Genomic DNA, 24,417 nt, shown 5'->3' with positions numbered 1-24,417 from the left:
GGCTTGCACCCATCCGGTCCGCAGCCCATCGTCCGCGGGTCATGGTGATGGCACGACGACCGGTGACAGCCGGCCGCCGGCGCGGGCTCGGCGACCACCGCCACCGGAACCGTGGTGACGAGGGCAAACGCCAGGACGGCCGTCGCCCGGCGGAACCATCCACTCATGGGGCGCTCGCGAACTCGACGACCAGATCGGCGAACGCGCGCGCCACGCCGGCCCGGGCGGTCCCGGACACCAGCACGGGGGTGGGTGCCAGCACGTCACGAACTGGTCCCACCAGAAGGCGTTCCGGATTCCAGCGGTCTTGGCGTCGCCGGGCTGATCGAACATGTTGGCCGCGCAGACCCGGGCCCGGTCGGCGTTGAGGCCGAACCGCCGGGCGAAGAAGCCGCCGAAGCGGTTGGCCGCCGTGTCCCGTGTCGCGTACTGCCGCCGGAACAGGGTGGACAGGGGAATCGCCGGGTCGAGCCGGCTCTGCTGTCCGATGACCCAGGCATCGACGTCGGCGAAGTAGTCGCCGAGGGACAGAAACGAGTTGTCGGCCCTGGTGGCGAACCGGTCGGCGGCGAACGCGTACGCCTCGTCGCTGGACAGCCCGCTCTGATACCACTGGCAGCCGTCCGGGCGGCCGGGGTAGCCGCGGACGACATCGATGAACCCGGAGTCGAGCTCGCCGAAGACGGTGTCCGCGCCGTGGAACGCGAACGCGTTGGAGCGCATCCGCAGCCACTGCGCGACCAACTCGGGGCCGGACCGGCCGGGGTGGTCGACCCACCACTGGCTCGCCCGGGCCTCGATCCAGATCAGCATGGTGGAGAAGCCGTCGTTCGGATCCCGGGGCCGGGTCACACTGTTCACGCCGAGGCCGCGGCCCGAGACGATGTCGTTGTCGATCTCCACCTCGCCGGCCGTGCCCGCGGCCAGCACGGTGTTCGTGATCTGGTCGAAGGCCCAGTTGGCGGGCAGCGGGAAGCCGAGGTCACCGCTGTAGCGGTGGACATGCCGCGGAGTGGGTCAGCACCTTGGTGGTGCCGCCGGTCAGGTACCGGCCGACGATTTCGTAGCCGTGATTCTTGACGGTTGTGATGGTGGCGCGGCTGAGCGGGATCTTGCAGTCGATCGCCTGGCCCACGCGATCGGGGTCGCCGGCACCGGTTTCCGGCAGCATGCAGAACCGCTGGAAGACCTTGACGATCCGGGTCATGTCGGCGGTGTAGACGCCGGCCCCACCAGGGCGGGCCGCACGTTGCGCGAGAAGTGCCCGTCGGCCGGTCCGATGAAGAACCGGCCGCGCCCCGATGCAGGCGCCGTTGAGCCACTGCTGGCAGGTCCGCACGGCTTCGCTGCCGCCCGCGGTCATCACGAAGGCGTCCATGGTGAGCAGGGCGGCGCCGGGTGGCCGTCTATCAAATCAAAGACGCAGCATGTCAGAACCATGCCACGAGCTCTCTGCGCGATCTTCAGATGGCAGAATCATGACATCAGTTTCGCCCGATTTATTGGTTTTTACCGGCGCTGCAAGTCTCTAACCGTCGCGGCGGCTACAGAGTTGGAACAGACAAGAAATGTCAAAGCAATGACACGAGACCAGTCTGCTTGCACCTGGCCGACGGCACGGCAGGATCCCAGGAACGGAGTTCCCGCTTATGTCCCTCTCCCGACTGCGCGCGCTCGTGGCTACGGGCGCCATCGTGACCGTGCTCGCCGGCTGCGGCGCCCGCGCCGGCGACGACATCGCCGGCGGCGGGTCGTCCGCCGCGGCCAGCTGCGTCGACACCTCCGGCAGCACCGTCAAGCTCGGCTTCCTCAACTCCCTGACCGGCGGCATGGCGATCTCCGAGAAGACCGTCTCCAACGTGCTGCACATGGCCGCCGACGAGATCAACGCCGGCGGCGGTGTTCTCGGCAAGAAGATCGAGTACGTCCAGGAGGACGGCGCCACCGACTGGCCGACCTTCGCCGAGAAGACCGAGAAGCTGCTCACCCAGGACTGCGTCGCCGCGATCTTCGGCGGCTGGACCTCGTCGTCCCGCAAGGCCGTGAAGCCGGTCGTCGAGAAGCTCAACGGCCTCTTCTTCTACCCGGTGCAGTACGAGGGCCTCGAGTCGTCGCCGAACATCTACTACACCGGCGCGACCACCAACCAGCAGATCATCCCGGCGATGGACTTCCTCGCCTCCAAGGGGGTGAAGACGCTGTTCCTCGCCGGCAGCGACTACGTCTTCCCCCGCACCGCGAACGCGATCATCAAACTCTACGCGGCCAAGCTCGGCATCAAGATCGTCGGCGAGGAGTACGTGCCCCTCGACAAGGACGACTGGACCAGCCAGGTGGCGAAGATCGCGGCGGCCAAGCCCGACTTCATTTTCAACACCATCAACGGCTCGTCGAACGTCGGCTTCGTCAAGGCGTACTACGACGCCGGCCTCACCCCCGCCAAGACGCCGATCATCTCGGTGTCGATCGCCGAGGAGGAGGCGCCGGCCATGGGCCACGAGGTCACCGGCAACTACGCGTCCTGGAACTACTTCCAGTCACTCAAGACCGCCACCAACCCGAAGTTCATCCAGAGCTGGAAGGCCTACCCCAACAGCAGCGGCGTCACCTCCGACCCGATGGAGGCCGCCTACATCTCGCTGTACCTGTACAAGGCCCTCGTCGAGGCGGCCGGCTCGTTCGACGTCAACGCGGTGAACGCCGCGGCGAAGAAGACCACCATCACGTTCGACGCCCCGGAGGGCAAGGTCACGCTCGACGGCGAGAACCACCACATCTCCAAGCCCGGCCACATCGGGCAGATCAACGCCGACAACCAGTTCGACATCGTCTGGGCCTCCGACAAGTTCATCGAGCCCGACCCGTACCTCGAAGGCTACGACTGGTTCCCGGCGGACATCCGCAAGCAGCTCACGGACGCGGCGGGCTGACCGCACGTGGACGCGCTGATCCCCCAGTTGCTGAACGGCAGCGCACAAGGTGCCCTGCTCCTGCTCGCCGCCCTGGGCCTCTCGCTCACCTTCGGGCAGATGGGCGTGATCAACATGGCCCACGGCGAGTTCCTGATGCTCGGCGCCTTCACCGCCTACCTCGTCCAGCAGGTCGTCGCGGCCAGCGACCTGTCGATCCCGGTCGCGCTGCCGGTCGCGTTCGTGGTCGCCGGCCTGTTCGGCCTCCTGCTGGAGGTCACCGTCATCCGGTGGATGTACCGCAGGCCGCTGGACACCCTGCTCGTCACGGTCGGTGTCAGCCTGATCCTTCAGCAGGCGGCACTGCAGATCTTCCCGTCCCAAGGCGTCCCGGTGGAGAAACCCCGGTGGCTCGACGGGCAGCTGACCGTCCTCGGCTACGACTGGCCGATGCGGCAGCTGTTCACCATCCTGCTCGCGGCGGTCTGCGTCGCCGCGCTGTCGGCCTGGCTCAAGTACACCTCGTTCGGCCGCCGCATCCGGGCGACCGTGCACAACCGGGACCTCGCCGAGACCACGGGGATCTCCACCCGCACCATCGACCGCCTCACCTTCTTCGTCGGCTCGGGCCTGGCCGGCGTCGCGGGTGTGGCCGCGTCACTCATCGGCGGAACGAACTCCCAGATGGGCGCGCAGTACATCATCCCGGCCTTCCTCGTCGTCGCCGCCGGCGGCATCGGCCAGCTCAAGGGCACCGTCATCGCCGCGTGGGCGGTGGGTGTCGCCCTCTCGTTCTTCGCCTACTGGACCACCGGCAGCCTGGCGCAGGTGCTCGCCTTCATCCTCGTGATCGTCTTCCTGCAACTACGCCCGCAGGGCCTGTTCACGGTGCGAACCAGGAGTCTGGCTTGACATCTCCCCGTCCTGAGGGACGGGAATTCCACCGGGTCGCCCCGGAGTGTTTCCTGTTTCATCGCCGATCGCCCGCTCGGGAGGTGGTTCCCCGTTGAGGTCTTATATCAGCTCCACAGGCCGTCGCCGCCAGCCCGGCGGCCAGAATGTTGCGGGCCGCGTTCACGTCCCGATCATGCCTGGTGCCACAACCGGTGCAGGTCCACTTCCGCACCGAAAGGTCGATCTTCTGCGCCAACAGCCGGCACACCGAGCACAGCCGGGTCGACGGGTACCACCGTGGAACCACGAGCAGCGTCCGCCCATACTCGGCGGCCTTGTATTCCAGCAAGGTACGGAACAAACCCCACGAGGCGTCGTGGATCGCCCGCGCGAGGGTGTGGTTCTTGAGCATGTTGCGTACGGCGAGGTCCTCGATCACGAGCACTTGGTTTTCACGCACGAGATCGGTCGTCACCTTGTGCCACAAGTCCCGGCGCCGGTCAGCGATGCGGGCATGCACCCGCGCCACCCTCAGCCGGGCCTTCTCCCGGTTCCGGGAGTCCTTCGCCTTACGCGCCAGAACCCGCTGCGCCCGAACGAGGGCGGCACGTTCGCGGCGTTCCTGCCGCGGGTTGTCCACCCGCCCGCCATCGGAACGGGTGAGCAGCCGGTTCAACCCGGCATCGATCCCGACCATCCCCTCGCTGGCAGGTGCGGTAGTGGCGGGCGCCTCGACACGCAGGGAGACGAACCATCGACCGGCCCGGTCCTGCGACACGGTGACTGTCGACGGCACCACGCCGTCGGGCAGCGGCCGCGACCACACCACGTCCAACGGTTCGCCCATCAGCTTCGCCAGCCGCAACTCGCCGTTGTCGTAGGTGAAGGCGCTCGCGGTGAACTCCGCCGACCGGCGGGACCGTTTCCGCGACTTGAACCGCGGAAACCGGGCCTCTTTCTTGAAGAACCTGGTGTAGGCGGTGTCGAGGTGCCGCAGCGACTGCTGCAACGGCACACACGACACCTCGTTCAAGAAGCTGTACTCAGGTGTCTTCTTCCATCCGGTCAGCAACGCCGACGTGCCGCTGTAGCTGAGCCGCTCCTGCCGCTGCTGCCACGCCTGCTGGCGGGCCTGCAAACCCATGTTGTAGACCAGCCGCACACACCCGAACGTCCGCGTCAGCAACGCGGCCTGGCCAGGCGTCGGGTAGAAGCGGTACCGGTAGCCCCGCTCCCCCGCAGACATCCTCAGAGGATAGAACACCCGTACGACCACCTGCGTCACGGGGCAACTGCTTCGACACCGATGCGGCGACGACGCCGCATCGGCTACCTCTGACCAGCTATGCAGAACATTCCGCTTCCTCCCCGGCCTGGAGGCCAGAGTGTTACCGGAAGGAACCTGATGACCAAGATGAAGCCATGGCATTCCATCGGCGGCATCGGGGCGTTGGCCCTCCTGCTCCTCGCGGTCGCTCCCCTCGTCCTCTCCGAGCATTGGCTCAACAACCTCGGCAAGTACTGCTGCTGGGCCATCGTGGCCGTCGGCATCGGCCTGGCCTGGGGCCGGGGCGGGATGCTCGTGATGGGGCAGGGGGTGTTCTTCGCCCTCGGCGCCTACTCGATGGCCATGCACCTCACCCTGGAGACCGCCGGTGACCGGATCCCCGGGTTCATGGTGCTCTACGATCCGCTCGCGCCGCTCCCGGTGTTCTGGGAGCCGTTCCGCAGCGCGGCGTTCACGCTGCTGGCGATCGTGCTGCTCCCGGTGGTGGTGGCCGGCGCCCTCGGCTACGCGCTGTTCAAGCGCCGGGTGAAGGGCGCGTACTTCGCGATTCTGTCGCAGGCGCTCGCCGTCGCGCTGGCCGTCCTGATCAGCTCCACGATCCGCGAGACCGGCGGCGACACCGGGCTCAGCGACTTCAAGTACTTCTTCGGCTTCGTGCTGAACGACCCGGCGAACAAGGTGCTGGTCTATCTGATCGCGGCCGGGCTGCTCATCGTGTGCCTGCTCGCGGTGTGGCAGCTGTACCGCAGCCGCTTCGGTGAGCTCCTCATCGCCACCCGGGACGCCGAGGAACGGGTGCGCTTCCTCGGATACGACCCGGCCAACGTCAAGCTCGTCGCCTTCGTCGTCTCCGCGCTGATGGCCAGCATCGGCGGAGCGCTGTTCGTGCCCATCGTCGGCATCATCACCCCGGCCGAGATCGGCGCCGCCGCCTCGATCTTCATGATCGCGGGCGTCGCCCTCGGCGGCCGCGCCTCGCTGTTCGGCCCCGCGCTCGGCGCGATGGCGGTCGGGTGGGGACAGTCGAGCCTCGGCTCGACCTGGCCCGACGGCTGGACCTACCTCCTCGGGCTTCTGTTCATCGTCGTCATTCTCTTCCTGCCGAACGGGTTGTCGTCGCTGCCGGCCCGGGTGACGAGGTGGGCGCGCCGGACCCCGGCCGAGCAGCCCGCCCCGGTGAGCCCGGCCGCCCATCTGGAAGAGGTGCGCTCATGACGGACGCTTCACTGGTTGTCACGGATCTCCATGTCGAGTTCTCGGGTTTCGTCGCGGTCGACGGCGTCTGTTTCGACGCGCACCCCGGCGAGGTCCGGTTCCTCATCGGCCCCAACGGGGCCGGCAAGACGACGTGCATCGACGCCGTCACGGGGCTGACCCGGGCCACCGGGTCGGCGCGGCTCGGCGACCGGGAACTGCTCGGCCGGCCGGTCCACAAGATCGTCCGCCTCGGGGTGGGCCGCACCTTCCAGACCGCGAGCGTCTTCGACGAGCTCACCGTCCTGCAGAACCTCGACATCGCCGCCGGGCTCCACCGCCGGTCGGCCTCGCTGCTGCGGGCCCGGCGGGGCGTCGAGGCGTCGATCGAGCACGCGCTGGAGGAGACCGGTCTCGCCGGCGAGCTCGGTACGCCGGCCGGCATCCTGTCGCACGGCCAGAAACAGTGGCTGGAGATCGCGATGCTGCTCGTGCAGGACGCGCGGGTGCTGCTGCTCGACGAGCCGGTCGCCGGCATGAGCCAGGACGAGCGCACCGCGACCGGCGAACTTCTGCAGCGCATCGCGGCCAGGCGCATCGTGCTCGTGGTCGAGCACGACATGGACTTCATGCGCCGTTTCGCCACCCGGGTGACAGTGCTGCACCAGGGCCGGGTGCTCTCCCAGGGGACGGTGGCCGAGGTGCAGGCCGATCCCCGGGTGCAGGAGGTCTACCTCGGCACCGCCGACGCCATCACGGAGGGCTGACATGCTGGAACTCACCGACATCGAGGCCGGTTACGGACGCACCCGGGTGCTGCACGGGGTGACGGTGCCGGCCGGCAAGGTGGTGGCCGTGCTCGGCCACAACGGCGCCGGCAAGACGACCCTGCTGCGTCTCGCGATCGGCCTCATCAAGCCGTCGAAGGGCCGCGTGTTCTTCGACGGGGAGGACATCGCGTCGCTCGCCCCCCACCAGCGCGTTGCTCGCGGCATGGCGTACGTGCCACAGGGCCAGCAGGCGTTCGGCCAGCTCACGACGCTGGAGAATCTGCAGCTCGTCGCCGGCGGGCGCCGGCGCGGCAAGGCTCTCATCGACGCGCAGATGGCCCGCTTCCCCGCTCTGGCGACGTTCGCCACCCGCAAGGCGGGCCTGCTCTCGGGCGGGCAGCGCCAGCAGCTCGCCATCGCCCGCGCCCTCATCACCGAGCCGAAGCTGCTCATCCTCGACGAGCCGACCGAGGGCATCCAGCCCACGATCGTCGCCGAGATCGAGCACACCATCATGCAGCTGGCCGGCGAGGGCATCAACGTGCTGCTCGTCGAGCAGCACATCGGCTTCGCCCTGGAGGCGGCCGAGCACTACGTCGTACTCGCCTCGGGTTTCGTCACACAGACCGGATCCGGTGGCATGGCGGCCACCTCCACCGTGCGAGCCGCCATGGCGATCTGAGCGGGCGTGACTCGCACCCGCAATGCCGTCGTAACATCGGGCAGCGACGATGCCCTGTGTCGACGGACAACGCGCGCGCGGCCGCAGAGGACAGTCTCGAGGACTACGCCTTCCGCTACGTGCCGCGCACCTTCCGGCGCTGGAGCGCGGCCTCCGTCGGCGCGACCGCCCTCGGATCCATCGCGTTCCTGGCCGACTTCTCGATCGGCGCGAGCATCGGCATCGACCACGGCACCCCCAACGCCGTACTCGGCATCGTGTTCGCGTCGGTCATCATCGTCATAGTGGGCGTGCCCGTCGCCTACTACGCCGCCCGCTACAACCTCGACCTCGACCTCATCGCCCGCGGCTCGGGATTCGGCTACTACGGCTCCATCGTCACGACCGTCGTCTTCGCGGGTTTCACCTGCATCTTCTTCGCCCTGGAGGGCGCCATCATGGCGCAGGGGCTCCAGCTGGCGACGGGGATGCCGCTGTGGCTGGGCTATCTCGTCTCGACCGTCGTCGTGATCCCGATCGTCATCTACGGCATGCGGGCGCTGGAGCGCCTGCAGTTCTGGACCACGCCCCTGTGGCTCGCCCTCGCCCTGCTGCCGCTGCTGTGGATCGTCGTCTCCGACCCCGAGGCGGTACGCGCCTTCACGTCGTTCACCGGCGACTCCGACGGCTCGATCAGCTTCGGCGCCGTGGTCTCGAGCGCGGCGGTGTGCTTCGCCCTCACTCCGCAGCTGGCGGAGCAGATCGACTACATCCGCGCCATGCCGCCGCGCACGCCGTCGAACGCCCGCTCATGGTGGACGTCGTTCGTGTTCTCCGGCCCGGGCTGGGTCGTCTTCAGCGGCACCAAGCAGGTGATCGGGGTGTTCCTCGCCGTCTACCTGCTCGTCCGGGTCGAACCCGCTCTCGGGCACCAGGCGACCGAGCCGGTCAAGCAATTCGTCGTGATGTACCAGACCCTCGTCCCCGACTGGCTCGCGATCGTCCTCGCCCTGGTGCTCATCGTGGTCGCGCAGGTGAAGATCAACGTGACCAACGCGTACTCGGGCTCGCTCGCCTGGTCGAACGTCTTCACCCGGATGGCGAAGCACTACCCGGGTCGCACGATCTTCGTGCTGTTCAACCTGGTGATCGCGTACGGGCTCATGATGCTGGACGTCTTCACCCTCATCTCCTTCGTGCTCAGCCTCTACGCGAACGTCGTCATGGCGTGGCTCGTGACGATCGCCACCGACATCGCGATCAACAAGCGGGTGCTGCACATCTCGCCGCGCTTCCCCGAGTTCCGCCGCGGCATGCTGCACGACTGGAACCCGGTGGGGCTCGTGTCGGTGGGCCTCGCCTCGGCGCTGTCCCTGCTCGCGTTCGGCGGGCTGCTCGGCGACGCGGTCAAGCCGTTCTCGGTGCTCATCGCGATCGGTGTCGCCTTCGTGACCACGCCGGTCATGGCCCTCGCCACGCGGGGGCGGTACTACCTGCGCCGCCGCTCCGACGGCATCGACTCGCCCCGGTTCGACGAGCACGGCAACCCCTCCAGCGAGCGGCTCCGATGCCACGTCACCGGCTATACGTTCGAGCGGCCGGATATGCTGGCCTCGGCTGAGAGAGGGCCGCGCGGCGAGGTGCAGTACGTCTCGTCGCTGGCGCTCGCGCTCGACGATTCCGATCGCTACGTGCTCCCGCCGGAAGTCACCGGGCCCCCGCGCTGGGCGGCTGCCCGCCGGGCATCACACCGACGGGCATCTCAACGGGGAGAGACGTGATGGAGGAGCCGGTCGACACCGCGACCGCGATTCTCGCGAGCGCCGCGGTGCTGCTGCGCGAGCGTACGTTCGACGACATCTCCTACCGTGTCCTCGCCGACGAGGTCGGCATCTCGGAGCGCACGATCTACCGCCAGTACCCCACCCGCCCGCACCTGCTCGCCGCGCTCTCGAACTGGATCGAGCAGACCTGCTTCCCGCTGCCGCCGTTCGTGACGGTGTCCGATTTCCGCGCCGCCGTGCACGAGCGTTTCCGGGCCTTCGACGCGTCACCCGCGTACGCGCACGTCGGCGCCCGGGCGTCCGCGATCTCGCCGACCCTCGACACCGAGCCCGCCTACATCACGCGGGCGATCGAGGCGATGCTCGACGTGGCGGCGCCGACGCTCAACCGCCGGGACCGGCGGCGGGTCGCGGCATCCCTGCGCTACTTCTCGTCGGCGATGTTCTGGGCGCGCCTGCGCACGGGCTTCGACCTGGACGCCGGCGAGATCTGCGACGCGTTCGACCGCGCCGTCGACGCGGTACTGGCCAAGCTGCCCTCCTCCGCGACGTGGGCGCAGCCGTGACCGTCCCCGAACTGAGCGGGACGCAGGAGGCGATTCTCGCCGCCTACGCGGAGCTGATCGAGGAGGTCGGCAGCGACGACGTGTCGTACCGGGTCATCGCTCGCCGGGCCGGCATTGCCGAGCGCACGGTGTTCCGTAACTATCCGACGCGCGTCGACCTGCTGCTGGCGACCGCGGCGTGGATCGAGGCGACCCTGTTCGCCCGCGAGGAGTCGCCGTCCCTCTTCGACATCCCGCTCGCGATCCGCGAGGCGATGCAGCGGTACGACGAGCGGCCGGAACTCGCGCACGTCGTCGCCGAAACGGCGATGCGCGGCGTGAGCGGCGCGGCGCCCTCCCCCGGCCGCGCACAGCTCGAGCGGCTGCTGGACGCCGAGGTGCCCTCCCTCGACCCGGCACAGCGCAGGTCGATCATCGCGGCGCTGTCCCACCTCGACTCCGTCGGAACCTGGGTGACGTTCCGCCGCGAGTTCGGCATGGACCGGCGAGACATCGCCGACGCCGCCGCCTGGGCCGCGGAGGCCGTGCTCGACAGCATCCGCGACCGCGTCACTCCGGAGCGGGGCGCATAAGCCTCAGACGCCGAGCAGCGACCGGTAACGGGCGATGTCGTCCGGCGAGTGGGAGACGCAGCCGATGTAGTTGTCGGGGCGGATCAGAAACAGGGTCGGCTCGTGGACGTCGTAGATGTCCAGGACCTCGGGGTCGTCGACGCGGTGGGCGCCCGGTGGCAGGTCGCCCGGCCAGGCGAGGGCCAGCAGGGTGAAGCCGGGGCCGCGCAGCAGATCGAAGATCGGGCCGGGGGCGCGGTCGCCGGCCCGGACGCGACCGGGGCTGGGGCGGTGGTCGCGGGAGAGCGCGCTGTCGCGGTAGTTCAGGGTGAGCTGGCGCAGCGCGGGGTCGTCGCGGCGCATGGTGGCCTCGCGATGCAGGCGTGTCGTGATGCCCAGGACGTCCGCCGCGACCGGGAGGCGCTCACGTTCGTACGACTCGATCAGCTCTGGTGTCCCCAGCGCGAGTTTCCAGCCGAGGTTGTAGGCGTCCTGGATGCCGGTGTTGAGACCCTGACCGCCGGCCGGGGAGTGCACGTGCGCGGCGTCGCCGGCCAGGAAGACGTTGCCGACCCGGTACCGCGAGACCATGCGCATGTTGGCCCGGTAGAGCGACCGCCAGCCGACGTGCGTGAGCTTCAGGCCCACCCCCTCCACGAGCTCGTCGAGGGAGACCTCCGAAGGGGACGCGGTGAGCTGGAAATCCTCGGTGCCGGGCAGCGGGCACAGGCCGAGCTTGAGCGACTTGCCGTCGCCGCCCGGCCACACGTGCCAGTGATCGCGGTCCAGGCCCTCCACGCGGACGTCCGCGATGAGCATCTGCTCCGTCTCGAAGGTCTCGCCTTCAAAGGGCACACCCAGGGCTTTCCGTACGGTGCTCCGGCCGCCGTCCGCTCCGACGACGTACCGGGCCGTGATCGTCTCGCCGGTGTCCAAAGTGACGTGCACCTGGTCTTCGTCCTGCGAAAGTCCGGTGACGCCGGCGCCGAGCTCGACCGGCACGCCGTCGGCCAGCAGCTCGGAGGTGCGCCACTGCGGCTGCATGAGCCCGTTCGGGTAGGGCTCGGCCGGGGTCGGGTCCCGCGGCTCGGCCATGCGCCGCGTCATGGTGCCGCCGTCGGGCCGGTGGACCAGCAGCTCCGGGTAGGCGCCACCGGTCGCCAGGAAGCGGTCGAGCAGGCCGAGATCGTCGAGGATCTCCAGGGTGCGGGGCTGCAGGCCCTTGGCCCGGGAGCCGTCGAAGAGCTTGGTCTCGCGCTCGACGATCCGGAACGGGACGCCGTGGCGCCGCAGGACGCGGGCGAGGGTGAGGCCGGTCGGACCGGCACCCACAATGACGGTGAACATGGATTCAGTGAACATGGATTCACCGTAGAGCGGACTGATAACCTGCGTCAAGTGACGGGAGTTCGACAGCAGCAGGCGGCGCAGACGGGGGCCGAGCTCAAGGCGGCCGCCATCCGGGTCTTCGAGCGCACGGGCTACCTGAACGCCAAGATCACCGACATCACCGCCGAGGCGGGACGGGCGACCGGGTCGTTCTACAAGCACTTCGCGAGCAAGGAGCAGCTGCTCCAGGCGCTGCTGGCCGACCTGCTGGCCGAGAGTGACCTGGCCGCGCTGAGCCCCGGGCACACGAGTGACTTCGCCGACCGGGAGGCGGTCCGCTACCACGTCGCGGCGTACTGGGACTTCTATCGGCGGCACCGCACGGTGCTGGGGGCGCTGCGGCAGGCGGCGAGTGTCGACGCGTCGTTCGCGCGGATCGTCGACGAGATGATGGAGCCCGACCAGCACCACCTGGCCGAGCATCTGGTGGGGCTCGACCTGCCGGGGCGGCCGCTGGTGGTGGCGTCGATGTTCGGGATGCTGGCGTCGGGGTTCGCGGACGCCTGGTTCGGCAAGATCCCGGACGAGGAGGCGATCGAGACGTTGACCGGCTTCATCCACGGCGGCATCGGGGCGGCCCGCTGAGCTCGGGCCGGCTGTCACGGCGTACCGGGAAACGGTCTTGACTTGGCCCTGGACCTGGCCCTGGACCTGGCCTTTGACACGCCGAAGGCCGGGCACGCCGTTGTGCCCGGCCCCGGAGATCAGGCCTCAGTTGCTGTTGCGCAGAGCCTTGCGGTAGTCGCTGTTCAGGCGGCCGATGAGGTGCAGCGGAATGCCCTTGGGGCAGACCTGGGCGCACTCGCCCATGTTGGTGCAGCCGCCGAAGCCGGCGTCGTCCTGCGCCTGGAGCATGTCGACGACGCGGCTGTCGCGCTCGGGCTGGCCCTGCGGCATGAGGCCCAGGTGGGCCACCTTGGCCGCGGTGAACAGCATCGACGAGCCGTTCGGGCAGGCCGCCACGCAGGCGCCGCAGGCGATGCAGGTGGCCGCCTCGAACGCCAGGTCGGCGTCCTTCTTGGGTACGGGAGTGGCGTGCGCGTCGGGCGCGGTACCGGTCGGCGCGGTGATGTAGCCACCGGCCTGAATGATCTTGTCGAAGGCCGAACGGTCGACGACCAGGTCCTTGATCACCGGGAACGCGGCGGCCCGCCACGGCTCCACGTCGATCACGTCGCCGTCCTTGAAGTGCCGCATGTGCAGCTGGCACGTCGTGGTGGCCTTCTCCGGGCCGTGCGCCACGCCGTCGATGACCATGCTGCACATGCCACAGATGCCCTCACGGCAGTCGTGGTCGAAGGCGATCGGGTCGTCGCCGGACAGGATCAGCGTCTCGTTGAGGACGTCCAGCATCTCCAGGAAGCTGGCGTCGGGCGAGATGTCCTTCACGTCGTACGTGACCATCCGCCCGGCCTCGTCCGCGGCCGGCTGACGCCACACCCTTACTTTGATGTCCATTACTTGTAGCTCCGCGTGCTGGGGTGGACGTACTCGAATTCGAGCTGTTCCTTGTGCAGAGTCGGCTTGGCGGACTCACCGGTGGCGTACTCCCACGCCGCGACGTAGCTGAACTGGTCGTCGTGGCGCAGCGCCTCACCGTCGGGGGTCTGGCTCTCGGCGCGGAAGTGGCCGCCGCACGACTCGCGGCGGTGCAGCGCGTCGATGCACATCAGCTCGGCCAGCTCGAAGAAGTCGGCCACCCGGCCGGCCTTCTCCAGGTTCTGGTTGAGCTGCTCGCCGGTGCCGGGCACCTTCACCCGGGTCCAGAACTCCTCGCGCAGGCTGCGGATGAGGCCGATGGCCTTGGTCAGGCCCTCCTCGGTGCGCTCCATGCCGCAGTACTCCCACATGATGTGGCCGAGCTCGCGGTGGAACGAGTCCACAGTGCGGTCCCCGTTGATCGACAGGAACTTCGCGATGCGGTCCTCAACCTGCTGACGGGCCGCTTTCACGTCTTCATGATCTTGCGAGATCTTCTCGAAGGGGCCGGCGGCCAGGTAGTTGCCGAGGGTCGTCGGCAGCACGAAGTAGCCGTCGCCCAGGCCCTGCATCAGCGCCGACGCGCCGAGGCGGTTGGCACCGTGGTCGGAGAAGTTGGCCTCGCCGACCACGAACAGGCCGGGGATGGTCGACTGCAGGTCGTAGTCGACCCAGAGGCCACCCATCGTGTAGTGCACCGCGGGGTAGATACGCATCGGCGTCTCGTACGGGTCCTCGCCGGTGATCCGCTGGTACATCTCGAAGAGGTTGCCGTACTTGGCCTCGACCGCCTTCTTGCCGAGCCGCTTGATGGCGTCGGCGAAGTCCAGGTAGACGCCGAGACCACCGGGGCCGACACCGCGGCCCTCGTCGCAGACGTTCTTGGCGGCGCGGGACGCGATGTCGCGCGGGACCAGGTTGCCGAACGAGGGGTAGATCCGCTCCAGGTAGTAGTCGCGGTCCTCCTCGGCGATCTGGCCGGCCGGCTTCTGGCAGTCCTCGGCCCGCTTGGGCACCCACACCCGGCCGTCGTTGCGCAGCGACTCGCTCATCAGGGTGAGCTTGCTCTGGTGGGCGCCGGACTCGGGGATGCAGGTCGGGTGGATCTGCGTGTAGCAGGGGTTGGCGAACAGGGCGCCCTTGCGGTGCGCGCGCCACGACGCGGTGACGTTGCAGCCCTTGGCGTTGGTGGAGAGGAAGAAGACGTTGCCGTAACCGCCGGAGGCGAGCACGACGGCGTCGGCCATCTCGGTGGTGATCTCGCCGGTGACCATGTCGCGGACCACGATGCCGCGCGCCTTGCCCTCGACGATGATCAGCTCGAGCATCTCGTGCCGGGCGTTCATCTCGATGTTGCCGAGGCCGATCTGCCGCTCCATCGCCTGGTAGGCGCCGAGCAGCAGCTGCTGACCCGTTTGGCCCCGGGCGTAGAACGTCCGCGACACCTGGGTGCCGCCGAACGAGCGGTTGTCGAGCAGGCCGCCGTACTCGCGGGCGAACGGGACACCCTGGGCGACACACTGGTCGATGATGTTCACCGACACGCTGGCCAGCCGGTAGACGTTCGACTCGCGGGCGCGGAAGTCGCCGCCCTTGACGGTGTCGTAGAACAGGCGGTAGATCGAGTCGCCGTCGTTGCGGTAGTTCTTGGCGGCGTTGATGCCGCCCTGCGCGGCGATCGAGTGCGCGCGCCGCGGGCTGTCCTGATAGCAGTACGACTTGACGTGGTACCCGGCCTCGGCCAGGGTCGCGGCGGCCGAGCCGCCGGCCAGGCCGGTGCCGACCACGATCACGGTCAGCTTGCGGCGGTTGGCCGGGTTGACCAGCTTGGCCGAGAACTGGCGGCGCTCCCAGCGGGTCTCGATGGGCCCGTCCGGCGCGGCGGTGTCGGCGATCGGGTCGCCCTCGGTCCAGAAGTCACTCATGATCAATCCACCAATCCGATGGTCACCGCGAACGGCACCGAGAGGTAGCCGACGACCAGCACCAGGGACAGCGCGAGGGCGCTGGCGCGGGCGATGCGCTCGCCGCGCTGGGTCTGCTGGCCCAGGGTGCGCACGGCGCTCCAGATGCCGTGGCGCAGGTGGAAGCCGACGGCCACGATCGACACCACGTAGAAGAGCGTCACGTACCAGCGGCCGGGAGCGAAGTCCTCGGCGACATTGCGGTACGCCTCGCCGTGCACCCCGTTCGGGTTCAGCGTGAGCGTGGTGAGGTCGAGGATGTGGTAGATCACGAAGAGCAGGACGATCACGCCGCCCCAGCGCATCGTGCGGGCCGCGTAGCTGCCCTGCACCTTGGGCCGGTGCGCGTACTTCACCGGGCGGGCCTTGCGGGCACGGATGGCCAGCACGGTGGCCGCGTAGATGTGCGCGACGACGGCCAGGGTGAGTCCGCCGCGCTGGATCCACAGGTACCACTCGTCCGGCAGCAGGGGCGTGCCGATGGTCCGCAGCCAGTGCGCGTAGTGATCGAAGGTCTCCTCGCCGAAGAAGATCTTCAGGTTGCCGACCATGTGCGCGAACAGGAACAGGACCAGCAGAATGCCGGTGCCCGCCATGAGGAACTTAAGGGCGACCGAGGAGCGTCGCCGCGCCTTGTCAGCCGGGGCCGGGGCCTTCGCGGCCGCCGCCTTCCGGGTCGTAGTCGTATCTACCGCCACACACTGGAAGGTAGGAACCTCAGCGCGATTCGTCTAATGCATGATCCACGCAGTCATCATAGAGATAGGCTATGGACGTGCAGCTCCAGCAGCTTCGCTACTTTCTCGCAGTCGAACAAACCCGGCATTTCACCCAAGCGGCGGACAATCTGGGCGTCTCCCAGCCGACTCTCAGTAAGCAAATTCACACCCTCGAACAGACCCTCGGCGCTCCCCTTTTCGAACGCATCCGCGGCGCGGTCACCTTGACCGCCGCCGGCCACACCTTGCTGCCACTGGCCCAGCGCATGGTGGCCGACGCCGACGCCGCCCAGGAGGCCGTCTCCGACATCGTCGGCCTGCGCCGCGGCGAGGTGCGCCTGGGAGCCACCCCCAGCCTGTGCTCGTCCTTGGTCCCCGAGGTGCTGCGCACGTTCCGCACAGCCCACCCCGACATCCAGCTGTACGTCAACGAGGGCGGCTCCCAGGACCTCATCGAGAACCTGCACGCGCACACCTTGGACCTGGCCCTGATCGTCCAGCCCGAGGAGGGCGTCGACGAGGCGTTGACGGCAACCCCCGTACTGCGCGAAAGCCTGGTGGTGGCCTCGGTGGCCGACGGCCCGGCCCCCACGATCCATGCCCAGATCGCCCTGTCGGAACTGGAACACACCCCCTTGGTCATGTTCCGAGCCGGCTACGACATCCGAGGCGTCACCCTGGACGCCTGCCGCAAGGCCGGCTTCACCCCCAAGTTCGCCGTAGAGGGCGGCGAGATGGACGCGGTCCTGGCCTTCGTCGAGGCCGGCCTGGGCGTAGCCCTGGTCCCGAGCATGGTGCTGGCCAACCGCCCCCTGCTGCGCGCCACTCCCCTGGCCCCACCCGGCATGAGGCGGACCATCGCCCTGGCCCACCGCAAGAGGTCGGTGCTCCCCCACGCCGCCGAGGCCCTGCGAACCACCCTCCTGCACCACGTGGCAACCCAACAGCTACCAGCCGGCGTACGCCCGTTGTAGACAATCCCTCCCGCAATACGAACCGCATTTCGGCCCACCCTCACCGAAAGCACAGTCATAACGCAGTAGATCGCAATTCCGGAAACCACGTATTCAAGTACCGCAGTTCTCAGCAGTCACCTTTTCAAGTGCCGCATTTCCGGACGCCGCGCTTTCAAGTGCCACAATTTCCAGCACCGCACCCCGCCGCCGCCATCTCGAACGCTGCCATCCCAGGCGCCGCCATTCCGCACGCCACCATCCTGGACGCCGCCACTCCGGACGCCGCCACTCCGGACGCCGCCACTCCGGACGCCACCATCCCGGACGCCGCCATCTCGAGCGCCGCGGTCCCCGGCGCCGTAGTTCTCGGCGCCACGAACTCGGACGCCGCGGTTTCGGGCACCGCACCCTCCCGCGCTACACACCCCGCCGCCACACCCTCAGACACCGCCGTCTCCGGCGCCGCGATCTCGGATATCTCTGTTCCCGGCGCTGCGGTCTCGTGCGACGCAGCCTCGGGTTCCGCCTCAGTCACGACGCCCGCCTTGGGCGTTACCCACGGCGACCGAAACTGAAATTGCCCCTCCGCCGCGCCTTCTACGCTCGCCTCCTCAGTGGACCGCGCCGGCGGCTGCGAGGGAGTCAGCCCCAACAGTTCCGGCGCCAGGTTGGCGCGCGGTCGCGCCGGTGCCGACTGTTGCGCCGGCCCGTCGCGCTGCCGCCGGAGCCAGAGCAGTTTGAAACCGTGGCGCTGAGCGAGACCCCACGCGCGGCGACGCGCATGTTCACGCCGAAACGCATCCATCTCGGGCGACCAATTGCGCGCCAAAGTGCGGTCACGCATGGCATTCATCTGCTTGCGGGTAAATAATCCAAGCTGTTGGTATCGCATGACCAATTATCCCGCGCTCGGCCCGCCAGATCCATCCGGAACCAATGTTGATCGTGCCAACTTGGGCGCCGGAATAAGAACAATAAAAGGGCCTCAATAACGCAGCCGCCACCCGGGCAACCAAGCGCAACCCCGCACCCACCGGGCCGTGGCAAACCACCCCAACCACCAACCCAGCCGCCAGCCGGGCCACCCAGCCCAACTCCGCACCCACCGGGCCGTGGCAAACCACCCCAACCACCAACCCAGCCGCCAGCCGGGCCACCCAGCCCAACTCCGCACCCACCGGGCCGTGGCAAACCACCCCAACCACCAACCCAGCCGCCAGCCGGGCCACCCAGCCCACCCCCCCACCCACCGGGCCGCGGCAAACCACCGACCCCGGGCCGGGCACGCACGCGGCTAGAAGCGGGACCCCTCCCACCACGACTCCCAAACCGCCCGCTCCCCCTCCACCGCGGACGGCCGCATCCGCCGGTTGAGGATCAGCACCAGGTCGCGTGCGGGAGCGGTGACCGTGACCTCCGCCGCCGCCCCCGGCCTCTCGCCCCACTCGATGCCCGGCTTCGTCCGGGTCACGTGCCACGCCCGCCCGGTGTCGGAGGCGACGAACCGCAACGTCTCCCCCTCCCCGCTCAACCGGTCGAACATCTCGAACGTCCCCAGCGTGTCGGCCACACCGTCCGCCGCCAGGTCGGTCGCCGGGTCGCCGGACGGGTCCGCGTCGAAGCGGTGCACCACCAGGTCGTGCACCATCCGGCGCAGCCAGAAGCCCGCGATCAGATGTCTCGGCTGCCACGTCCACACCCGCCCGTGGAACCCTCGCTCCTCGACCGCCTCGTTCAGCTCCCGCGCCCCGTCGGCCAGCCACGCGGTCCGATCCGCGGGAGCGGTGATCACCTCGTACGGCTGCATCTGATCGGTCTTGATGATCAGCGCCGCGTAGCGATGACCCGTGCCGACGTGGTTGACCAGGTCCTTGACTGTCCACTCGGGGCAGGTCGGCACCACCCGGTAGGCCGGCAGTGCGCTGACCGCCGTGGCGAAGCGGGCCGTTTCGGCCTCGAGTTCGGCGGCGTATCGCTCCGGCGGCAGCCAGTCCATCACCGGACCTTACCTTCACGAGCGATGGGGCACGGGCCCGTAAAGATTTAGCATCATCGCTGTGTGGCACGGTGAGTTCCGGGATCCTCGGCTCGTGGCGGTGTACGACGCCGAGAACGTGTGGGGGTGGGACGACGACTTCTTCATGGCCGTGTTGGCCGAGAGGTCGGCGCCCCGCGTACTTGACTTCGGGTGCGGTACGGGCCGGCTCGCCATCGCCATGGCGCGGGCCGGGCACGAGGTGACCGGTGTCGACCCGGCTCCGGCCTCGCTGGCGGCGGCGCGGCGGAAGCCGGGCGCCGAGCTGGTGCGGTGGGTCGAGGGGTCGTACGAGGTGCTGCCGGCCCTGTCGTTCGACGCGGCGCTGCTCACCAGTCACGTGGCGCAGTTCCTCGTCGGTGACGAGGAGTGGTCGGGCGCCCTGCGCGCGCTGCGCCGGTCGCTGCTTCCCGGCGGGCGATTGATCTTTGACAGCCGCGACCCCGTATATCGGGAGTGGGAGAGGTGGAACCCCGCCGACTCGCGCCGGGTCATCGTCCGGCCGGACGGCGACGTGGTGCACGCATGGACGGAGGTAAATGGTCGAAACGAGGGAACGATCTCCTTTACGCATCACTTCGTATTTACGGAGAGTGATGAGTTGATCAGCGAAGCCACGCTCCGTTTTCGATCCGAAGAGGAACTTCGGGCGGATGTCGAAGCGGCCGGCTTCGATGTCGATCGCGTCTATGGGGGATGGGCCCGCGAGCCCGCCGGCCTGGGCGAAGACGGTGAATTGATCATGGTTGCGGTGGCGCGGCCGCAGGGTACGGGCTAGACGTCCCGCGCACTGTCGGGAACCTGCCAATCCGGGGCTGGGCGTTGTCAACGATGAATATGTGACTACTATTCGCTCTCGTCCGGGGAATCGGTAACAGTTGTGGACCTTGTGATGGAGAGGTGGGTGCGATGTCGGATATAGCGCGGCGTAACCAGCCGCCCATGGATGAACCGAGCTCGCACCGGTCGCCCGAGGGCGGCGGCGCCGGCCGTTTCCTGCTGGCCGCGGCGATCGTCCTCATGCTCGTCGCCGTCGCCGGCGCCACGACCTGGTGGATGTACAGCCGCGAGCCCGCCGACCCCACGGCCGGGCCGGCCCCGGCCGCCTCGGCCTCCCAGTGCCCCGACGCCGACCTGGTCGTCGCGGCCGCACCCGAGATCGCCCCGGTGGTCCAGGCCGCCGCGCGCACCTTCAACGACGACCCGTCCGACAAGTGCGGGCCGATCGAGGTCGTCGCCGAGGAGCCGGCGGTCACGGCGTCCGCCTCGGTCAAGTACGACGTGTGGATCCCCTCCAGCAGCGCCTGGGTCGCGCTCGCGGGCGTGCGGGGTGCGTCGTACAAGGTCGAAAGCGAACCCCTCGCCCGTACGCCGGTGGTCATCGCCGGACCCACCAGCCTCACCGACCAGATCGCCCCGGGTGGCAAGACGTCCTGGGCCAAGATCACCGCGGGCGCGGCCAAGGGACAGATCCCGGCCGTGACCATGGCCGACCCGCAGACCAGCACGATCGGCATGCTTTCGGTGTACGCGGTGAACAAGGCCATGGCGCGCACGACGCCCGACGCCGGCATCGCGCAACTGCGCGCGCTCACCCTGCGCAGCCGGCTCACCGACGCGACGTCCGACCCGGCGCAGCTGATGGCCCGGCTCGCCACCGAGTGGAACAACAGCAGCGTCGTGTCCTCGATCGGCGTCTTCCCGACGACCGAGCAGCAGCTGAAGGCGTACCAGGCCGGCAATCACACGCTGAAGCTCGACGGGGCCACCCCGGTCGACGGGCTGGTCGAGGCCGACTACCCGTTCGCGATCGCGCACAACAACCGGGACGCCGACCTGACCCAGCGCCTGCGCGCGGCCATCACCAAGCCGGCCCTGACCCGCGCCGGTTTCCGCACCACCGCCAGCCCGAACGCGATGCCGCTGACCGGCGAGCCTCAGCAGCTGCTCGCCTCGGCCGCGCTCTGGTCCGGCTACAAGTCGCTGACCACGCAGGTGCTGCTGTTGATAGACGCCTCCGGCTCGATGAACCAGAAGATCACCGCGCCCGGCGGCCGCAGCACCACCCGGGCCGCGCTGCTGCGGGAGTCCGGCGGCATCGCGGCCGAGCTGTTCGCCGAGGACACCAGCGTCGGCATGTGGTTCTTCGGCCAGCCGACGCCGTCCAGTCCCGCGCACGTCGAGGCCGTCCCGTTCGGGCCCATCACCGGCGCCGTCAAGGACGCGACGCGCCGCGAGGCCCTGGGCGCGGCGATGGCCGGATACCGGGCGGCCGACAACTCGGGCACGCCGCTCTACCAGACCGTCCTCGACGGTGTCGCCGAGATGCGGCCCAAGGTGCGGCAGGGCGCGGTCACGCTGGTCGTGGTGCTCACCGACGGCGTGGACGGCGAGTCGACGTTCAAGATGTCGCAGCCCCAGTTCATGCAGAAGCTGGCCGAGCAGCAGGACCCGAACCGGCCGGTGCCCGTGCTGGCGGTCGGCTACGGCCCGGACGTCGACATGAAGGCCCTGAACGACATGTCCGCCGCGACGGGCGGCAAGGCCTTCGCCGCGACCAACCCGGCCGACCTGTCCTCGGCGATAGCGAAGGCGTTCCTGGCGGCCCACGCGCCCCGCTGAGTCATCAGCTGCCCGGTCGACGAAACAAGCCGGGCGACGCCTGGGCCTCATCGGCTGCTCACCGCCGGCTGGGCGGCCGGGTGGCGGCGCCGGACGAGGACGGCGGCGGTCACGGTGACGGCGGCGGCGATCCACAACGGCAGTACGGTGCCGAGGTGGATCAGGACTGAGCCGAGCGGAATGCCGAGCGCGACCGGGCCGAACATGACAGTGGTCGAGGTAGCGCCGACCCGGCCCAGCAGGTGGTCGGGGGTGCTGGTCTGCACCGCGGTGATGCCGGCGATCAGCGCCCACGGCAGTCCCACCCCGATCAGGACGCTTCCGGTGATCATCGCGGGCCACCAGGGCAGCGACGACGACAGGCAACCGGCGGCGAAGACGAGGGAGCCGTACGCGGCCACGGCCACCGGGCTGCCGCGGGCGAGCAGACGGCCGACGATCAGTCCCCCGGCGATGGAACCGGCGCCCTGCGCGGTGGCCAGAAAACCAAGATAAGTCGAGGGCAGACTCAGGTCCCGTACGAGGTGAGCCAGCACCGCGGCGTTGCACAGGCCGGACATTCCGATGGCGATCCCGGCGACCACTACCGGCGTACGGACCTCGGGAATCCGGAAAAGCGCCGTCAGGCCGCCCTTGTGCCGAGCGGTCGCCTCACCGATCACGCTGGTCACCCGCAGAGCCGCGTAGCAGGCGGCCGTGAGCAGAGGTATCGCGGCGCTCATCAGGATGACCGGGGCGACGCCCCGCCAGGCGTAGAGGGCGGCGCCGGCCAGCGGCGCGACGAGCTTCATCCCTTCCTGCGCGCTGGAGCGCCAGCCGTTGACGTCGCCCAGCATCGCTTTCGGCAGCGCGGACGGCAGGATCGCGGTCTCACCGGCGTCGCTCACCACATAGACGACGCCCCGGAAGAGCAGCACGGCGAAGATCAGCCACACCCCGCCCGCGGAGTGCACCGTGAGCAGTGTCAGCAGGACACCGCCGAGGGCCAGGTCGGCCCCGATCAGAAGCGGACGTCGCGGCAGACGGTCGACCAGAACACCGAGCCACGGCCCGGCAAACGTGGGCAGGTACAGGCAGACGGCGGTCAGCGCCGCGAAACTGACCGACCCGGTCAGGTCGAGAACCCAGAGGCCGGCGGCGATGCTCATCGCCGTACTCCCGAACCCCGACAAGATCGAGATCAGAACAAGCAGAAACGCGTTACGGCGCATGGCCACCCCCGAAGGTTGAGCCCACATCTTCGGGAGTTGAGTGTCAATGTGTCAAGTACGGGGCTTGGCCGCCTCCAACGCTGCCCGAAGCCGCTCGATGGCCGCCCGGGTCGGCCCCGGCATCGCCCCGGCCGCCTCGGACAGGTCCCCCACAGATGCCTCGACCAGGAAGAACAGTGCCCCCGCAGGCGCTTCGGAGGCGGTCGCCAGCGTGTCCCGAACCAGGGCGGCCCGAGTGAACCGCCGATCCCACCGCCGATCGGCCCCGATCCGCCGATACACCTCAACGGCCGCCGCCCGCAGCGCGGCAACCCGCTCCCCGAACTCCTCGTCGACCACCGGCCGCCCAGCCGCCGCCACCAGCCGAACCCGCCGCTGCTCAGCCGCTTGCCGGCTACCCAGCCCCAGCGCAGCCGCAATGTCCGACCAGGTAGCCCCCGCCCGCCGAGCCTGATCGATAAGCCCCAGCTCCTCCGCATCAAGCCGAGCCCGAGCCGCAGGAATCCGCCGCAGCCCTTCAAGTCCTTCCATGCTCTCACCTTAGCGCACTTGTCAATAAATCATTGACAATCTAGGCGCCCCGCCCACCTCCTTCGCGGCACTTGATTCCCCAAGTTCGCCAGCCTCGCGCCGCCCCTCGAACCGCCCCGCCGGGCCGACTCTGGCCCCCCGTCACTCCGCCGCACCCCGTCACTCCGCCGCACCCCGCCGCACCCCACCCCCGCTGCGCCGCGTCCCGCCCACCACGTCCCGGCCTCCCACGCCTCGCAACCGTCACGCCGCGCTCAGCCACGCCACCGTCACGCCGCGCCTCGCCCAGCCGCGCCACGCCCCAACCGCGTCTCGTCTCGCCCCGCCGCGCCTCGCTGCAGAGCCTTCCCGCCGTCCCTCGGTCCTCGACGCGCTCGGGCGCCGGCCCGCTTTACCTGCCGTCGCCCGCCTAACCCCTGGACCCGCTGCGCCGGTTCCCGCCGCACAGCCTTCCCGCCGCGCGTCGACCCTCCACGTGCTCGACGCCGGCTCGCTTCGCCAGCCATCGCCCGCTCTGACGCGCCTGAACCTGCACCCCACTACCTCGGCCTGCTGCGCCCAGCCATCGCAGAATTCCGCGCAATGGGCACGGAAGATGGGCGCAAAGCGCTCGGAACAGAGGCATGACACGAGCGCGCACCCGGCGCTGGAAGGCGGACCGGACCCAGCGCAGAAGGGCGGACTGGACCTGGCACGGCAACGCGAACCGGAACCAGCACGGCAACGCGAACCGGAACCAGCGGGGGCGCGGAACCCGGTCGGGAAGCGGGCGCGGAACCCGCTCGGAAAGCGGGCGCGGAACCCGCTCGGGCGCGGAACCCGCTCGGGCGCGGAACCCGCTCGAAAAGCGGGCGCGGAACACGCTCGGGAAGCGGGCGCGGAACCCAGACGTAC

The 24,417-nt window shown here is 69.2% G+C and carries 22 protein-coding genes; 12 read left to right on the top strand and 10 right to left on the bottom strand.

Going from position 1 to position 24,417, the window contains the following annotated elements; genetic code table 11:
- Window positions 1–39 precede the first annotated feature (39 nt).
- Together ACGFJ7_RS27635 and ACGFJ7_RS27630 are read right to left on the bottom strand one after the other, a co-directional pair.
- Window positions 40–930, bottom strand: a complete 891-nt coding sequence (locus ACGFJ7_RS27635; RefSeq protein ID WP_392644534.1) for a hypothetical protein — start codon at window positions 928–930, stop codon at window positions 40–42.
- 52 nt (window positions 931–982) lie between these two features.
- Window positions 983–1,378 carry a hypothetical protein gene (locus tag ACGFJ7_RS27630; RefSeq protein WP_392644532.1) on the bottom strand — a complete coding sequence of 132 codons (396 nt, stop codon included), beginning with the start codon at window positions 1,376–1,378 and terminating at the stop codon, window positions 983–985.
- A gap of 271 nt (window positions 1,379–1,649) precedes the next feature.
- Between ACGFJ7_RS27630 and urtA the strand changes: the two genes are divergently transcribed.
- Both urtA and urtB read left to right on the top strand, forming a co-directional pair.
- Complete coding sequence (gene urtA / locus ACGFJ7_RS27625) at window positions 1,650–2,930, top strand: urea ABC transporter substrate-binding protein (protein WP_360252896.1); 1,281 nt, start codon at window positions 1,650–1,652, stop codon at window positions 2,928–2,930.
- A gap of 6 nt (window positions 2,931–2,936) precedes the next feature.
- Window positions 2,937–3,821 carry an urea ABC transporter permease subunit UrtB gene (urtB, locus tag ACGFJ7_RS27620; protein ID WP_360252893.1) on the top strand — a complete coding sequence of 295 codons (885 nt, stop codon included), beginning with the start codon at window positions 2,937–2,939 and terminating at the stop codon, window positions 3,819–3,821.
- Window positions 3,822–3,879: 58 nt separating this feature from the next.
- Here the strand turns inward: urtB and ACGFJ7_RS27615 are convergent, their stop codons facing one another.
- A complete protein-coding gene (locus ACGFJ7_RS27615) occupies window positions 3,880–5,049 on the bottom strand; it encodes an RNA-guided endonuclease InsQ/TnpB family protein (RefSeq protein ID WP_392644530.1) in 1,170 nt (389 codons plus the stop codon).
- 159 nt (window positions 5,050–5,208) lie between these two features.
- On the opposite strand from ACGFJ7_RS27615, the gene urtC reads away from it, so the two are divergent.
- From urtC to ACGFJ7_RS27585, 6 genes are read left to right on the top strand one after another with little or no spacing between them, the layout of a single operon-like run.
- Entirely contained in the window at window positions 5,209–6,306 is a 1,098-nt protein-coding gene (gene urtC, locus ACGFJ7_RS27610) for an urea ABC transporter permease subunit UrtC (protein ID WP_392644528.1), read from the top strand.
- Window positions 6,303–7,052: an urea ABC transporter ATP-binding protein UrtD gene (urtD, locus tag ACGFJ7_RS27605; protein WP_392644526.1), complete on the top strand. Its 750-nt coding sequence runs from the start codon at window positions 6,303–6,305 to the stop codon at window positions 7,050–7,052. The genes urtC and urtD overlap by 4 nt, the downstream gene beginning before the upstream one ends.
- A gap of 1 nt (window position 7,053) precedes the next feature.
- Complete coding sequence (locus ACGFJ7_RS27600; protein ID WP_392644524.1) at window positions 7,054–7,737, top strand: ATP-binding cassette domain-containing protein; 684 nt, start codon at window positions 7,054–7,056, stop codon at window positions 7,735–7,737.
- Window positions 7,738–7,793: 56 nt separating this feature from the next.
- Window positions 7,794–9,497 carry a purine-cytosine permease family protein gene (locus ACGFJ7_RS27595; protein WP_392644522.1) on the top strand — a complete coding sequence of 568 codons (1,704 nt, stop codon included), beginning with the start codon at window positions 7,794–7,796 and terminating at the stop codon, window positions 9,495–9,497.
- A complete protein-coding gene (locus tag ACGFJ7_RS27590) occupies window positions 9,497–10,066 on the top strand; it encodes a TetR/AcrR family transcriptional regulator (RefSeq protein ID WP_360252878.1) in 570 nt (189 codons plus the stop codon). Before ACGFJ7_RS27595 ends, ACGFJ7_RS27590 begins: the two co-directional genes overlap by 1 nt.
- Complete coding sequence (locus ACGFJ7_RS27585; protein WP_392644520.1) at window positions 10,051–10,638, top strand: TetR/AcrR family transcriptional regulator; 588 nt, start codon at window positions 10,051–10,053, stop codon at window positions 10,636–10,638. Before ACGFJ7_RS27590 ends, ACGFJ7_RS27585 begins: the two co-directional genes overlap by 16 nt.
- A 3-nt stretch (window positions 10,639–10,641) precedes the next feature.
- Here ACGFJ7_RS27585 and ACGFJ7_RS27580 read toward each other — a convergent pair whose 3' ends face one another.
- Window positions 10,642–11,979 carry an FAD-dependent monooxygenase gene (locus ACGFJ7_RS27580; RefSeq protein ID WP_392644518.1) on the bottom strand — a complete coding sequence of 446 codons (1,338 nt, stop codon included), beginning with the start codon at window positions 11,977–11,979 and terminating at the stop codon, window positions 10,642–10,644.
- A 36-nt stretch (window positions 11,980–12,015) separates the two neighbouring features.
- On the opposite strand from ACGFJ7_RS27580, the gene ACGFJ7_RS27575 reads away from it, so the two are divergent.
- A complete protein-coding gene (locus tag ACGFJ7_RS27575) occupies window positions 12,016–12,591 on the top strand; it encodes a TetR/AcrR family transcriptional regulator (protein WP_360252869.1) in 576 nt (191 codons plus the stop codon).
- A gap of 126 nt (window positions 12,592–12,717) precedes the next feature.
- Here ACGFJ7_RS27575 and ACGFJ7_RS27570 read toward each other — a convergent pair whose 3' ends face one another.
- Genes ACGFJ7_RS27570 through ACGFJ7_RS27560 form a run of 3 tightly spaced genes read right to left on the bottom strand, consistent with a single transcriptional unit; the run spans window position 12,718 to window position 16,147 of the window.
- Complete coding sequence (locus tag ACGFJ7_RS27570) at window positions 12,718–13,464, bottom strand: succinate dehydrogenase/fumarate reductase iron-sulfur subunit (RefSeq protein ID WP_392644515.1); 747 nt, start codon at window positions 13,462–13,464, stop codon at window positions 12,718–12,720.
- Window positions 13,464–15,410, bottom strand: a complete 1,947-nt coding sequence (locus tag ACGFJ7_RS27565; protein WP_360252863.1) for a fumarate reductase/succinate dehydrogenase flavoprotein subunit — start codon at window positions 15,408–15,410, stop codon at window positions 13,464–13,466. Before ACGFJ7_RS27565 ends, ACGFJ7_RS27570 begins: the two co-directional genes overlap by 1 nt.
- A gap of 2 nt (window positions 15,411–15,412) precedes the next feature.
- Window positions 15,413–16,147: a succinate dehydrogenase cytochrome b subunit gene (locus ACGFJ7_RS27560; RefSeq protein WP_392644513.1), complete on the bottom strand. Its 735-nt coding sequence runs from the start codon at window positions 16,145–16,147 to the stop codon at window positions 15,413–15,415.
- Between the two features lie 71 nt (window positions 16,148–16,218).
- Here ACGFJ7_RS27560 and ACGFJ7_RS27555 point away from each other — a divergent pair, with 71 nt between their 5' ends.
- Complete coding sequence (locus tag ACGFJ7_RS27555; RefSeq protein ID WP_392644511.1) at window positions 16,219–17,142, top strand: LysR family transcriptional regulator; 924 nt, start codon at window positions 16,219–16,221, stop codon at window positions 17,140–17,142.
- A 1,276-nt stretch (window positions 17,143–18,418) separates the two neighbouring features.
- Here the strand turns inward: ACGFJ7_RS27555 and ACGFJ7_RS27550 are convergent.
- Entirely contained in the window at window positions 18,419–19,120 is a 702-nt protein-coding gene (locus ACGFJ7_RS27550; protein WP_392644509.1) for a maleylpyruvate isomerase family mycothiol-dependent enzyme, read from the bottom strand.
- Window positions 19,121–19,181: 61 nt separating this feature from the next.
- Here ACGFJ7_RS27550 and ACGFJ7_RS27545 point away from each other — a divergent pair, with 61 nt between their 5' ends.
- Both ACGFJ7_RS27545 and ACGFJ7_RS27540 read left to right on the top strand, forming a co-directional pair.
- Entirely contained in the window at window positions 19,182–19,937 is a 756-nt protein-coding gene (locus ACGFJ7_RS27545; protein ID WP_392644507.1) for a class I SAM-dependent methyltransferase, read from the top strand.
- 164 nt (window positions 19,938–20,101) lie between these two features.
- Window positions 20,102–21,781, top strand: coding sequence for a substrate-binding domain-containing protein (locus ACGFJ7_RS27540; RefSeq protein ID WP_392644505.1), 1,680 nt, complete (start codon window positions 20,102–20,104; stop codon window positions 21,779–21,781).
- Between the two features lie 47 nt (window positions 21,782–21,828).
- Here the strand turns inward: ACGFJ7_RS27540 and ACGFJ7_RS27535 are convergent, their stop codons facing one another.
- Complete coding sequence (locus ACGFJ7_RS27535) at window positions 21,829–22,992, bottom strand: MFS transporter (protein ID WP_392644567.1); 1,164 nt, start codon at window positions 22,990–22,992, stop codon at window positions 21,829–21,831.
- 51 nt (window positions 22,993–23,043) lie between these two features.
- The gene (locus ACGFJ7_RS27530) at window positions 23,044–23,523 is read right to left on the bottom strand and encodes a hypothetical protein (protein WP_392644504.1); all 480 of its coding nucleotides are present in this window, start codon (window positions 23,521–23,523) and stop codon (window positions 23,044–23,046) included.
- Between the last annotated feature and the right edge of the window lie 894 nt (window positions 23,524–24,417).

It is taken from the genome of Actinoplanes sp. NPDC048988 (assembly GCF_043197815.1).
Taxonomy (GTDB): domain Bacteria; phylum Actinomycetota; class Actinomycetes; order Mycobacteriales; family Micromonosporaceae; genus Actinoplanes.
The sequence above is the reverse complement of the archived record's forward strand: the minus strand, read 5'-3'. Positions and strand labels throughout refer to the sequence as shown.

Coding starts and splice junctions, on each gene's coding strand:
- ACGFJ7_RS27630 (WP_392644532.1), bottom strand. CDS start 1,378: ATGGACGCCTTCGTGATGACCGCGGGCGGCAGCGAAGCCGTGCGGACC.
- urtA (WP_360252896.1), top strand. CDS start 1,650: ATGTCCCTCTCCCGACTGCGCGCGCTCGTGGCTACGGGCGCCATCGTG.
- ACGFJ7_RS27615 (WP_392644530.1), bottom strand. CDS start 5,049: ATGTCTGCGGGGGAGCGGGGCTACCGGTACCGCTTCTACCCGACGCCT.
- urtC (WP_392644528.1), top strand. CDS start 5,209: ATGACCAAGATGAAGCCATGGCATTCCATCGGCGGCATCGGGGCGTTG.
- urtD (WP_392644526.1), top strand. CDS start 6,303: ATGACGGACGCTTCACTGGTTGTCACGGATCTCCATGTCGAGTTCTCG.
- ACGFJ7_RS27600 (WP_392644524.1), top strand. CDS start 7,054: ATGCTGGAACTCACCGACATCGAGGCCGGTTACGGACGCACCCGGGTG.
- ACGFJ7_RS27590 (WP_360252878.1), top strand. CDS start 9,497: ATGGAGGAGCCGGTCGACACCGCGACCGCGATTCTCGCGAGCGCCGCG.
- ACGFJ7_RS27580 (WP_392644518.1), bottom strand. CDS start 11,979: ATGTTCACTGAATCCATGTTCACCGTCATTGTGGGTGCCGGTCCGACC.
- ACGFJ7_RS27570 (WP_392644515.1), bottom strand. CDS start 13,464: ATGGACATCAAAGTAAGGGTGTGGCGTCAGCCGGCCGCGGACGAGGCC.
- ACGFJ7_RS27565 (WP_360252863.1), bottom strand. CDS start 15,410: ATGAGTGACTTCTGGACCGAGGGCGACCCGATCGCCGACACCGCCGCG.
- ACGFJ7_RS27555 (WP_392644511.1), top strand. CDS start 16,219: ATGGACGTGCAGCTCCAGCAGCTTCGCTACTTTCTCGCAGTCGAACAA.
- ACGFJ7_RS27550 (WP_392644509.1), bottom strand. CDS start 19,120: ATGGACTGGCTGCCGCCGGAGCGATACGCCGCCGAACTCGAGGCCGAA.
- ACGFJ7_RS27540 (WP_392644505.1), top strand. CDS start 20,102: ATGGATGAACCGAGCTCGCACCGGTCGCCCGAGGGCGGCGGCGCCGGC.
- ACGFJ7_RS27535 (WP_392644567.1), bottom strand. CDS start 22,992: ATGCGCCGTAACGCGTTTCTGCTTGTTCTGATCTCGATCTTGTCGGGG.
- ACGFJ7_RS27530 (WP_392644504.1), bottom strand. CDS start 23,523: ATGGAAGGACTTGAAGGGCTGCGGCGGATTCCTGCGGCTCGGGCTCGG.